Source organism: Paenibacillus sp. BK033, assembly GCF_004345425.1.
Taxonomy (GTDB): Bacteria; Bacillota; Bacilli; order Paenibacillales; family Paenibacillaceae; genus Pristimantibacillus.
Map to the genome: position 1 here is coordinate 170,422 of NZ_SLVP01000003.1, position 11,691 is coordinate 182,112.

Genomic DNA, 11,691 nt, shown 5'->3' on the forward strand with positions numbered 1-11,691 from the left:
GCCCCCCGCTTTTTGTAAACTACATGTTTTTAATGACTTCGTCAGCAAATGCCGAGCATTTCACTTCGGTAGCGCCTTCCATCAGGCGTGCGAAGTCGTAAGTAACGGTTTTGTTGTTGATCGAAGTTTCCATGCCTTTATAGATGAGGTCAGCCGCTTCTTGCCAGCCCAGATGCTCAAGCATCATAACGCCGGACAGGATAACGGAACCTGGGTTAACTACGTCTTTGTCCGCGTATTTAGGAGCAGTACCATGAGTAGCTTCGAAGATTGCATGGCCAGTCAGGTAGTTGATGTTAGCGCCCGGAGCGATACCGATACCGCCAACTTGTGCAGCCAGAGCGTCGGACAGATAGTCGCCGTTCAGGTTCAGCGTTGCGATTACGTCGAAGTCGGTTGGACGAGTCAGAACTTGCTGCAGAGCGATGTCGGCAATCGCGTCTTTTACGATGATTTTGCCAGCAGCTTCAGCATCTGCTTGCGCTTTGTTTGCAGCGTCAGTGCCTTCTGCTTCTTTAATGCGGTCGTATTGACCCCAAGTGAAAGTTTTGTCCGCGAACTCTTGCTCAGCCACTTCGTAGCCCCAGTTCTTGAACGCGCCTTCCGTATATTTCATGATGTTGCCTTTGTGTACGAGCGTAACGGACTTCTTGCCGTGTTTGATCGCGTATTCGATTGCAGCGCGCGCAAGACGTTGGGAGCCTTCTTTGGATACTGGCTTAATGCCGATACCGGAAGTTTCAGGGAAACGGATTTTGTTAACGCCCATTTCGTTTTGCAGGAATGCGATCACTTTCTTCACTTGCTCGGAGCCTTCTTGGTACTCGATACCTGCATAGATGTCTTCCGTGTTCTCGCGGAAGATAACCATGTCAACCAGCTCAGGGCGTTTAACCGGGGATGGTACGCCAGCGAAGTAACGAACCGGACGAAGGCAAGTGTACAGGTCAAGCTCTTGGCGAAGCGCAACGTTCAGGGAACGGATACCGCCGCCGATTGGCGTAGTCAAAGGACCTTTGATCGCAACGATGTATTCACGGATTGCAGTCAGCGTATCAGCTGGCAGCCATTCGCCGAACTCGTTGAATGCTTTTTCGCCTGCGAACACTTCGTACCAAGCGATTTTTTTGCTGCCGCCGTATGCTTTCTCTACAGCTGCGTCAAGCACGCGCTTCGATGCGCGCCAGATGTCGCGGCCCGTGCCGTCGCCTTCGATGAAAGGAATGATTGGGTTGTTAGGTACTTGGAGAGCACCGTTATCAATTGTAATTTGCTCGCCTTCTGTTGGAAGGGCGTATTTCTCGAATTGTGCCATTAGAATAAATCCTCCTTAAGGGTATGTAAGCCGCGCCTTGTAATTAGCGCTGCTCGATTGGAATATATTTCGCGTTAACCGGGCCGACATAATCAGCGCGAGGGCGAATCAGACGGTTGTTTTCGTATTGCTCAAGGATATGCGCGCTCCATCCCGAAACGCGGCTGATTGCGAAGATCGGCGTGAACAGGTCGCGAGGAATACCCAATGTAGTGTAAACCGATGCCGAGTAGAAATCAACATTTGGTTTCAGACCTTTTTGGCCGGTAACCATGTCTTCGATCTTAATGGACATCTCGTACAGCTCCATGTTGCCTGTCAGTTTGCCCAGCTCGCGGGACATTTTTTGCAGGTGCTTCGCGCGCGGGTCGCCGTCTTTGTATACGCGGTGGCCAAAGCCCATGATTTTTTGTTTGTTAGCAAGCGCGTTGTTGATGTAGCCTTCAACGTTCTCCATCGAACCGATTTCCTCGAGCATCACCATTACCGCTTCGTTAGCGCCGCCGTGCAGAGGGCCTTTCAGCGCGCCGATTGCGGAGGTTACGCCGGAATAGATATCGGACAAAGTCGCAACGGTTACGCGAGCTGCGAATGTCGAAGCGTTAAGCTCGTGGTCAGCATGCAGAACCAATGCTTGATCCAAGGCTTTAATCGCTACTTCGGCAGGCTCTTCGCCAGTCAGCATATACAGGAAGTTATAAGCGATCGATACGCCTTTTTTAGGAGCGATTGGCTCTTTGCCTTCGCGGATGCGGGCGAAAGCGGCCACAACCGTCGGCAGCTGGGCTTGCAGCTTGATTGCTTTCAGCTGATTCGCCTCGGGAGACATGTCGTTAGCGGATGCGTCGTACAAGGCAAGGCTCGATACCGCTGTGCGAAGCGCCGCCATCGAGTTAGTGCCTTGCGGATACAATTTAATTTGTTCGATTACTTGAGCAGGGATAGCCGCGTATTGATCCAGCTTTTGCTGCAAGCCTTCGAGCTCGGAACGATTCGGCAGCTTACCGTACCACAGCAGGTAGGCAACCTCTTCGAATGTCGCATTTTCTGCAAGATCATCAATATTAATACCGCGATATGTCAAGACTCCATCGATAATGGAGCTGATCGACGAAGAAGCGGCCACAATTCCTTCAAGACCTTTAGTTGCTGTCATTCGTTCTCTCTCCTCTAACTTGAAAAGTTATTCGCCAAAAATAGTAAACCTCTCGTCGCTATTAATCATAAATGATTTTGACAGCGAAGTGAACAAAACCGGACATAGAAATGCTTTATCGGCGCTATAAAGTTTTTTTTCATTCCCTTTCTTCCACAAATTTCGCACGAATTGCTCCAGACGCATTTTTCCCTATTCCCCGCAAAAATACTCGCTTACCGGAATCATATTTCAATGTGATAGAATAGAAGAAATAACTCGCACGGAGGAACACGATGACAGAACAACGAATTGGCATCATCGACATCGGCTCGAACTCAGTCCGCCTTGTTGTCTACGAGCGGACGGCAAACGGCGCGCATCGCGTCATTGACGGAGGCAAGCGCCCTGCCCGCCTCGCGGAGCGCGTTGATGACGACGGCATTCTGGCCACGGATGCGATCGCCGAGCTGCTCGGCACCCTGAACCACTTCACCATGATTTGCGCCCATAACCGGACCGGGCATATCCGAGCGGTCGCGACTGCCGCCATCCGCAACGCGGCCAACCGGGCTGAAATTTTGGAAACGATTAAATCCGAAACCGGCCTTACGATCGAATTGCTAAGCGGCGAAGAAGAAGCTTCCTACGGCTTCCTCGGCATGATTAACGCCATGGATGTGCAGGACGGCTTTCTTGTCGATATCGGCGGAGGAAGCACGGAGGTCTCTTTGTTCCGCGGCCGCCAGCTCGTCCAATCGGTCTCTTTCCCGTTTGGCTGCGTCAGTCTGAACCGGAGCTATGCGGTAAAAGGGATGCTGAACGAAGAAGGACTAAAAAGCATTGAAGCGCTGGTCGCCGAAGCCGTCAAAAACGAGCCTTGGCTGACGAAAGCTCCATCCCTGCCGCTCATTGCGGTAGGCGGAACCGCACGCGCAATGGGCAAAATTCATCAGGCCGCGACGAAGTACCCTTTCACCCAAACTCATAACTATCCGATGACGGGGCCAGATGCGGATGCCCTGTTTCAGGAGCTGTTCCTGACGCCGCTGGACAAACGCAAGAAGTTCCCTGGTCTGTCCAAGGACCGCGTAGATGTCATTGTGCCCGGCATTGCGGTGCTGCGTACCTTGTTCCGCCTGCTGAAGACCAGCCATTACCGCATCTGCGGCTCCGGACTTCGCGACGGCTTGTTCCATGCGACCCGTTTCCCGGAGCGTTCCCTGCATCAAGACGTGCTCGCGTTCAGCCTGCAGAACGTAATCGCTTTGCATCCTGCTGCGCCCAAGCAGCATGTGATGCAAGTTAACCGTCTGGCCCTGCAGCTCTACGATGAGCTGAGACCCGTGCATCTGCTTCCGAACCGGGCGAAGGTGCTGCTTGATGCCGCCTCCACTTTGTTCAAGATCGGCGCTTCCATTGATTATTACGAATTTGCGAAGCATACGTTCTATCTCATAGTGAACTCCCATCTCAACGGGCTTGCCCACCGGGAAATTCTGATGATTGCGGCTATAGCCTCTTACAAAAGCAAAAACCGGACCCGCCAGCAGCTTCTGGAGTACAAGGAACTGCTCGGCGAATCCGATATGGATACCATTTATAAGCTTGGCATTCTGCTCCAGCTGGCGGCAGCGCTTGACCGCAGCGAGACGCAAGCGCTCGGCCGATTGGAAGCCGTCCAATCCGGAAGCCAGCTTCTGCTTAATCCGCTGCGTTCCGAAGGAACGTTAGCCGTTGAAGCCCGGGAAGTCGAGGAGCTGTCCTCCGATTTCAAAAAGCTGTGGGGACTAACTCCCGTTCTCGCCCTTCCCGACTATACGTAATTTTTCCACTGCGGAATCGACCTGGCTTCGAATTGACTGCGGAACGGCATCATTTCGTTCTTCACATGAACGTAGGTGCCGTTTGCCTGCAGCTCGCGGGCTTTCACGTTATCGTCCAGATTAAGCTGCAGCATGTTGATCAAGGTTTTGCGCAGATTCTCGTCAAATACGGGACTCATCAGCTCGATCCGGCGCGTCAGATTCCTCGTCATCCAGTCCGCGCTCGACAAGTAAACCTCTTCTTCTCCGCCGTTATGGAAGTACATCACCCTCGCATGCTCCAGGAACCGGTCCACGATACTGATTACGCGAATATTGTCGCTGCGTCCGGCTACGCCGGGTCTCAGGCAGCAGACGCCGCGGACAATCAAGTCAATCTTGACTCCGGCTTGCGAAGCCTCGTACAGCTTATCGATCATTTCCTGATTGGACAAGGAATTCATCTTGGCAATAATACGTGCCCTTTTACCCTGATCGGCGTTAGCAATCTCGCGGTCAATCAACCGGAACAGCTTCTCCTTCAAGTCTGTCGGAGCAACGCCAAACGCCTTCCATTCATATGGCGAGGAGTACCCGGTTACTTCATTAAACAATGCTGAGGCATCGCTGCCGATAATCGGATGGGAAGTAAATAAACCGATATCCGTATACAACGTTGCCGTGCTGTCGTTGTAGTTGCCCGTTCCGACATGGACGTAGCGGCGCAACGTGCCGCTTTCCCTGCGGACAACCAGACAAATCTTGGCATGCGTCTTGAGGCCAACGAGGCCGTAAACGACATGGCAGCCCGATTTCTCCAGCTGGCGCGCCCAGGCGATATTCCGCTCCTCGTCAAACCTCGCCTTAAGCTCCACAACCACCGTTACCTGCTTGCCTGCTTCCGCCGCCTTGGACAAAGCCTGTACAAGCGCGGATTGACCGCTGACACGGTATAAGGTCATCTTGATCGCCAATACGTTAGGGTCTTCCGCAGCCAGGTCGATAAAATCATTAACCGCTTCAAACGACTCGTAGGGGTGATACATCAGCACGTCGCGCTGGCGGATCACTTCGAACATATCGTCCGTCTCGTCGAATTCATGCGGATATACCGGCTCAAGACGGCTATAGCGAAGGTTGTCGTAGCCCGGGAGCGCGTTCGCAAATTTCATCAGGAAGCTGAGATCAAGAGGACCATCGATTTCTATCAGATTATCTTCAATCTCCAGCTCTTCCTTCAAAATTTCAAGCGCCATCGGATGCATGCCTCTCGCGACTTCCAACCGCACGGGAATGCCCCAGCGTCTTCTGCGCAGCTCCTTCTCGATCTCCTCCAGAAGGTCTTCCGCCCCGTCTTCATTCAACGTAAGATCGGCATTGCGCGTAAGGCGGAACGCATGAACGGCGAAGGGAATGTAGCCGTTAAACAAAGTAGTGATATGATTTTCGATAAGATCCTCGAGCAGCACAAACTCCATCTTCTTGCTGTTTGTCCGTCCCGGTACCGGCACAAAGCGCTGCAGTATCGAAGGAACCTGTACGATAGCAAACAACGGCTCATCGTCCTTGTCCGAATCCTCCCGCTGCAAAAGCACCGCCAAGTAGAGCTCTTTCGTATGCACGAGGGGGAACGGGCGGCTCTGGTCAACGGCCATCGGCGTTAACACGGGGAAAACAATTTCCTGAAAATATTCCGACACCGCCTTGGACTGGCTGACATTCAGTTCCTTGACGGATGATATGATAATGCCTTCCCGCCCTAGAGAGCGAAATACTTCCCGGTACGTTTTGTATTGATCATAGACCATCTGGGTCGTGCGTTTGATCAGCCTTTTCCACAGCCCGGCAGGCGTATAGCCGGTAAAATCCATCTTCGTATAGCCCGCGCGGATCTGATCCTGAATGCCGGCTACTCGAACACTCATGAATTCATCCAGATTGCTGGATACAATGGATAAAAATTTGGCGCGTTCAAGCAGTGGATTATTCGATTCCTGTGCTTCCTGCAGCACTCTGCGGTTAAATTCAATCCAGCTCAAATCCCGGTTCACATAGTGGGACAATTGTCTTGTCATTCCTCACGCCTCCCCAATTATGCCCCTATTATGACAGATGACTATTATAGGAATATTAACGATTTGTAAAGATCAAGTTAAAGCTCGATGCTCCGGTTACAGCGAAACCATGGACTGCAGCAAAGAATATAATTCAGGCAAGCCTTTATCCAATCTTGCGGGCCGCCATTTCTCGTTTACCCAGACATGCTTTGTTCCGCCGGCTACCAGCCGCTCCCCCGGAAGATCCTCGTACCGCTCTGCAATCGCAGGATGAAATTGATCCAGACTCACCTTGCGGATTTCCGATTCAAAAGAAAGACGCACAGGCGAAAAATCCGATATACGCGTACAAATCAGCACCGTATCGTCGTATCGGGCCGGAAGCTCGTACTGGCACTGAAGATCCACAACCGGAAGCAGCAGGCCTTGCTGCTCGATGGTTTTGTAGTCATATCCCGCTGAACGAATCAGCTCGGTACGGCCAATTTCAAACCAGGTTATGTAATTGGCATGAAAAACAACCCCCATTTGATCCGTTTCCTGATAACGAACGCGCAGAGGATGAAGGAACCATTGTTGTGACGTCATGATGAAGCCCCCCCTATATTATTACGAACTTGAGGTCGAAAAAATTAGCTTTGTTTACAAAACGCAAACATAAATCGAGCATATGTATATACCTCTGTATGTGAAACAAAAGCGACGGTGAATGGCTCACCCTCGCTTCTGTTCTTCTCTGATTCCAAAGAGAAATATGAAATTCGTTATTACAGGACTTTAGCTTGTCCGGAGTATACAACGCCAGTCTCGCCGTAGACCGTTACTTCCGTACCGTCCATCAGCAGTTCCGTTGCATTCGAGATGCCCAGAATAACCGGAATACCCAGGTTAATGCCGCATACGGCTGCATGGCTTGTAATACCGCCTTGCTCTGTAATAACAGCTGCCGCTTTTTCGAAAGCAGGCATATATTCTTTATCCGTCGATACCGTAACCAGGATCGAACCGGACGTTACGCGCGCGTTTGCTTCTTCGGGCGTGCGCGCAACCACGATGCGGCCGGTAGCCGTTTGGCTGCCGATGCCTTGGCCTTGAGCCAGAAGCTCGCCAACATGGTGGATCTTAATCAGGTTGGTTGTGCCTGCGCGGCCAACCGGAACACCTGCCGTAATAACGATTGTATCGCCAAGGCTGATCAAGCCCGTGCTTCGCGCGCCATCAACCGCGTTCTCGAACATGGCGTCCGTTGTTTCCGCGATTTCGCCAAGAACCGGTTTAACGCCCCAGATCAGAGCCAGACGTCGCATCACCTTCTCATCGTTTGTTACCGCGATGATTGGCGCTTTCGGACGGTATTTGGATACCATGCGAGCTGTGAAGCCGCTTTGCGTCGAAGTCACGATTGCAGCAGCGTTCAGGTCCAGAGCGGATACGGCAACCGCCTGGCTGATTGCTTCCGTAACGGAAGTTTGTTGAGCGTTCGCTTGCTTCGTGAAGATTTCACGGTATTCCAGAGCCGCTTCCGCACGCTCGGCAATACGGGACATCGTTGTTACCGCTTCAACCGGGTATTTGCCGGCAGCCGTTTCGCCGGAGAGCATGATGGCGTCCGTGCCGTCGAAGATCGCGTTCGCCACGTCGCTTGCTTCCGCGCGTGTAGGACGCGGGTTGCGCTGCATCGAATCCAGCATTTGAGTAGCCGTGATGACCGGTTTGCCGGCACGGTTACATTTTTCGATCATTGTTTTTTGTACCAGCGGTACTTCTTCGGCCGGGATCTCCACGCCAAGGTCGCCGCGGGCAACCATCAGGCCGTCGGAAACTTCCAGAATCTCGTCGAGATTGTCAACGCCTTGTTGGTTCTCGATTTTGGAGATGATCTGGATGTGGCTTGCATTATGACGCTCAAGCAGCTCGCGAATTTCAAGCACGTCGCTTGCTTTACGAACGAACGATGCCGCCACGAAGTCGATGCCCATTTCGATACCGAAGATGATATCGTTAGCGTCTTTTTCGGTGATGCCCGGAAGGGAAATCGCAACGCCAGGGACGTTAACGCCTTTTTTGCTCTTGATTTGACCGCTGTTGTTGATGCGGCAAATAATTTCAGTGCCTTGCACTTCTTCGACCGTCAGGCCGATCAAGCCGTCATCGATCAGAATCGTCGAGCCTACGGAAACATCGTTAGGCAGGTTGTTGTAAGTGATAGGCACACGATGAATGTCGCCCAGAATCTCTTCCGTTGTAAGCGCAACGCGTTCGCCCGCCACGAGCTCGATCGGCTCTTCCTTCAGCTTGCCGAGACGAATCTCCGGCCCTTTCGTGTCGAGCAGAATCGCTACGTTAGTTCCAAGCTCTTTGTTTGCGATACCGATGTTTTTGATCCGGTTGCCATGCTCTTCAAAGTCGCCGTGGGAGAAGTTCAGACGGGCAACGTTCATACCCGCTTTAATCAGTTTCTTCGTGTTTTCCAACGATTCGCTGGAAGGTCCAATCGTACATACAATCTTAGCTTTACGCATCTTTAAGTATCCTCCGTTTAGTGCCTGCTATAGTCATTATAGTCAATAATCGAAATCTTGAGCCGCAGCTTGTACGACAGCTTGAAAATTTTATGCCTTTGCCGGTTCCGTCATTGCGGGGGCTTCAGCCTCTTGCGGGGCTTGCGCAGCTTCCTGCGCTGCAGCTTCCGCCACTTGGAACTCGCCAATCTTGCGGAATTTATGGTAACGGTCTTCAATGAGTTGCTCGGGTGTCATCGGCAGAAGTTCCACCAAATGCTTCCACAATTTCTCCTTCAGCCGTTCCGCCGTGAACGCCAAATCGCGATGCGCGCCGCCTTGCGGCTCTTCTATGATGTCCTCGATCACTTCGAACTCGAGCAAATCTTTCGCCGTAATTTTCATCGCTTCAGCCGCAATATCCGCCTTGGATGCATCCTTCCACAGAATGGAAGCCGCGCCGTTAGGGGAAATTGCGGAGTAAATTGCATTCTCCAGCATCAGTACCCGGTTGCCTACGCCGAGGGCCAACGCCCCGCCGCTGCCGCCTTCACCGATAACGATGCAGACGATTGGCACGCCAAATCCGGCCATTTCTCTTAAGTTGCGGGCAATCGCTTCCGATTGGCCACGCTCCTCGGCCGTGTTGCCTGGGTAAGCGCCCTTGGTATCGATAAAAGTAACGATCGGGCGTTTGAATTTGTTTGCTTGCTGCATAAGGCGCAGCGCTTTCCGGAATCCTTCCGGATGGGGACTGCCAAAGAAACGGGCAATATTATCCTTCGTATCCTTGCCGCGCTGATGGCCGATTACCGTTACCGGCAGACCGTTCAGCTTGGCCAGACCGCCGACGATCGCCAGATCGTCCGCGAACAAACGGTCGCCATGGAGCTCGATAAAGTCCGTGAAGACCGCCTGAATGAAATCAAGCGAGGTCGGACGCTGGTGAAGACGCGCAATGTGCATCTTCTGCGCCGGGGTCATTTCGTTGTACAGCTCTTCTTCCATTTGCTTGCACTTCTCTTCAAGACGCGCTATCTCTTCTGAAAAGTCCATGCCGTTGCTCTCAGCCAGCGTCTTCAGCGTTGCGATCTTCTCTCGCAAATCGCTAATGGGCTTCTCGAACGGAAGCATCTGTTCAGCCGCCATGGGATAATCCCTCCCTTACGGTATGCATATCCAGCAGCTTGCCAAGCGTTGACTTCATATCCTTGCGGTGAACAACCAAGTCCAGCTGTCCATGCTGCATGTTGAACTCCGCCGTCTGGAAGTTGTCCGGCAGCTTCTGGCGAATCGTCTGTTCGATTACGATACGGCCCGCAAAACCCACAAGCGCGCCGGGCTCGGCCAAATTGTAGTCGCCAAGACTCGCAAAGCTGGCGGAAACCCCGCCCATCGTAGGATCCGTAAACACCGAAATGAACAAGCCGCCAGCCCCTTGAAACATGGAAAGAGCGGCGCTTGTCTTCGCCATTTGCATTAAGCTGAGTATACTTTCCTGCATGCGGGCACCGCCCGATGTCGAGAAAATAAGAAGGGGCAGCTTCTTCTCATGCGCCGCTTCGATTGCTCTTGTTATTTTCTCGCCTACGACAGATCCCATGCTTCCGCTGAAAAAGTCAAAGCTCATGACCGCAACGACAACCGGATGGCCGTTAATGGCGCCTTCGCCCGTCACAACGGCTTCGCGCAGATTCGGATTCTTCTGCCGCTGCTGCTCGAGCTTCCCTTTGTACCCGGGGAATTCGAGCGGATCGACAGATTCCATATCCGCGTCGTATTCATACAAACGCCCGTCATCAAGCGTCATTCCAATCCGTTCCCAAGCGCTCAGACGGTAATGATGCCCGCACGACGAGCATACCTTCAAGTTCTTATCCAATTCTTTGCTGTACTGAATGGTGCCGCATTTGGAGCACTTATTCATTAGACCTTCCGGTATGTCGCGTTTAGGCCGCTCAGAAGGGATGGTCGCATACTTCTTCTTTGAAAATAAGTCCTTAATTTGCAATGTGTGACACCTCTCAAGGCGCAATAGTATAAGGTATTACGGCTGCATGATGGAGTTAAATACTTCCTGTACCTCCTCCAACTCACCCGAAGGAACCAAAATCTCATATTGCTGTTTAGACAGATTAACTGGACGGACTTTTACGAGAAAGCCTTCTTCCGTAAGCCGCTTCTTGATGTTGTCCGCGATTCTAGCGGTTGGAGCGATGTAAATGACCGTCCACATTATGGTACCTCCTGAAAACTTTGCCCACAGCAAAGTTCGCATCTTCTAACAAGTCAATCCCGTTAAAGGCCATATGATGTCATAATGATACCACAGTCATGGCGAATCGGGCAAATGGTATCGGATGGCTTTTGGGTCCTGATGCGCGATCCTTGCTGATGCCGCCGCCGCCAGTCCTGCAACAAGATCATCGAGAAACACGTGAATTTTCTCGCCTTTCAGATTCAGCTGACGAATAATGCCGGGCTTTACTTTATCCAAATATCCGAAGCTCGTCAAGCCAATCATCCCATAAACATTCGTTATTCCTAGTGCCAAAGTCTCATCCACGCCGTACAGAGACTCGTCGGTTTCCATGATGGCCTGCAAAGGTTCCGGCAGCAAACGGCGTTCGGCCAGCTCGTCAAGAGCGATTCCCGTATACAGCACATATTGCACTTCGCGCTTTTCCAGTACGGCTCTTACGCTCTCTTCGCATTCGGCCACGGTTAAATCCGCATTGTAAGGACGCTGCAGCGTATATACAATTTCCGCAATATCGTCCACGCTTACTCCACGCTTTTGCAACCACTTTTCGATTCCGGACGTCATGTCCATCCCTCCCGCATATGCTTGTACGTTTTCATGCAACGTAAGCCGGGA

Annotated in this window: 10 protein-coding genes; 1 reads left to right on the plus strand and 9 read right to left on the minus strand. The window is 52.1% G+C overall.

Annotated elements, in window-relative coordinates; all coding sequences use genetic code 11:
• Positions 1 to 19 precede the first annotated feature (19 nt).
• Both icd and citZ read right to left on the minus strand, forming a co-directional pair.
• Positions 20 to 1,315, minus strand: a complete 1,296-nt coding sequence (gene icd / locus EV294_RS13075) for an NADP-dependent isocitrate dehydrogenase (protein WP_132307393.1) — start codon at positions 1,313 to 1,315, stop codon at positions 20 to 22.
• 43 nt (positions 1,316 to 1,358) lie between these two features.
• On the minus strand, positions 1,359 to 2,471 hold the full coding sequence (gene citZ, locus EV294_RS13080) for a citrate synthase (protein WP_132307395.1): 1,113 nt from the start codon (positions 2,469 to 2,471) through the stop codon (positions 1,359 to 1,361).
• Between the two features lie 275 nt (positions 2,472 to 2,746).
• Here citZ and EV294_RS13085 point away from each other — a divergent pair, with 275 nt between their 5' ends.
• Complete coding sequence (locus tag EV294_RS13085; protein WP_132307397.1) at positions 2,747 to 4,276, plus strand: Ppx/GppA phosphatase family protein; 1,530 nt, start codon at positions 2,747 to 2,749, stop codon at positions 4,274 to 4,276.
• Here EV294_RS13085 and EV294_RS13090 read toward each other — a convergent pair.
• The 7 genes from EV294_RS13090 to EV294_RS13120 all read right to left on the minus strand — a co-directional run bounded on the left by EV294_RS13090 (position 4,267) and on the right by EV294_RS13120 (position 11,640).
• Positions 4,267 to 6,330, minus strand: coding sequence for an RNA degradosome polyphosphate kinase (locus EV294_RS13090; RefSeq protein WP_132307399.1), 2,064 nt, complete (start codon positions 6,328 to 6,330; stop codon positions 4,267 to 4,269). The genes EV294_RS13085 and EV294_RS13090 overlap by 10 nt on opposite strands.
• A 96-nt stretch (positions 6,331 to 6,426) precedes the next feature.
• On the minus strand, positions 6,427 to 6,900 hold the full coding sequence (locus EV294_RS13095; RefSeq protein ID WP_132307401.1) for an acyl-CoA thioesterase: 474 nt from the start codon (positions 6,898 to 6,900) through the stop codon (positions 6,427 to 6,429).
• A 179-nt stretch (positions 6,901 to 7,079) separates the two neighbouring features.
• Positions 7,080 to 8,834: a pyruvate kinase gene (gene pyk / locus EV294_RS13100; protein ID WP_132307403.1), complete on the minus strand. Its 1,755-nt coding sequence runs from the start codon at positions 8,832 to 8,834 to the stop codon at positions 7,080 to 7,082.
• A gap of 90 nt (positions 8,835 to 8,924) precedes the next feature.
• On the minus strand, positions 8,925 to 9,962 hold the full coding sequence (locus EV294_RS13105) for an acetyl-CoA carboxylase carboxyltransferase subunit alpha (RefSeq protein ID WP_132307405.1): 1,038 nt from the start codon (positions 9,960 to 9,962) through the stop codon (positions 8,925 to 8,927).
• Entirely contained in the window at positions 9,952 to 10,824 is an 873-nt protein-coding gene (gene accD / locus EV294_RS13110) for an acetyl-CoA carboxylase, carboxyltransferase subunit beta (RefSeq protein ID WP_132307407.1), read from the minus strand. The genes EV294_RS13105 and accD overlap by 11 nt, the downstream gene beginning before the upstream one ends.
• Positions 10,825 to 10,860: 36 nt before the next feature.
• Complete coding sequence (locus EV294_RS13115) at positions 10,861 to 11,049, minus strand: hypothetical protein (RefSeq protein WP_015846041.1); 189 nt, start codon at positions 11,047 to 11,049, stop codon at positions 10,861 to 10,863.
• Positions 11,050 to 11,145: 96 nt separating this feature from the next.
• Positions 11,146 to 11,640 (minus strand): phosphatidylglycerophosphatase A family protein, encoded by a 495-nt coding sequence (locus EV294_RS13120; RefSeq protein WP_015846042.1) that lies wholly within the window; start codon positions 11,638 to 11,640, stop codon positions 11,146 to 11,148.
• Positions 11,641 to 11,691 lie beyond the last annotated feature (51 nt).

What these genes read in the sequence shown, in the direction of transcription:
- EV294_RS13105 (WP_132307405.1), bottom strand. Translation starts at nt 9,962, where the DNA reads ATGGCGGCTGAACAGATGCTTCCGTTCGAGAAGCCCATTAGCGATTTG.
- pyk (WP_132307403.1), bottom strand. Translation starts at nt 8,834, where the DNA reads ATGCGTAAAGCTAAGATTGTATGTACGATTGGACCTTCCAGCGAATCG.
- citZ (WP_132307395.1), bottom strand. Translation starts at nt 2,471, where the DNA reads ATGACAGCAACTAAAGGTCTTGAAGGAATTGTGGCCGCTTCTTCGTCG.
- EV294_RS13085 (WP_132307397.1), top strand. Translation starts at nt 2,747, where the DNA reads ATGACAGAACAACGAATTGGCATCATCGACATCGGCTCGAACTCAGTC.
- EV294_RS13090 (WP_132307399.1), bottom strand. Translation starts at nt 6,330, where the DNA reads ATGACAAGACAATTGTCCCACTATGTGAACCGGGATTTGAGCTGGATT.
- icd (WP_132307393.1), bottom strand. Translation starts at nt 1,315, where the DNA reads ATGGCACAATTCGAGAAATACGCCCTTCCAACAGAAGGCGAGCAAATT.
- EV294_RS13095 (WP_132307401.1), bottom strand. Translation starts at nt 6,900, where the DNA reads ATGACGTCACAACAATGGTTCCTTCATCCTCTGCGCGTTCGTTATCAG.
- EV294_RS13115 (WP_015846041.1), bottom strand. Translation starts at nt 11,049, where the DNA reads ATGTGGACGGTCATTTACATCGCTCCAACCGCTAGAATCGCGGACAAC.
- EV294_RS13120 (WP_015846042.1), bottom strand. Translation starts at nt 11,640, where the DNA reads ATGACGTCCGGAATCGAAAAGTGGTTGCAAAAGCGTGGAGTAAGCGTG.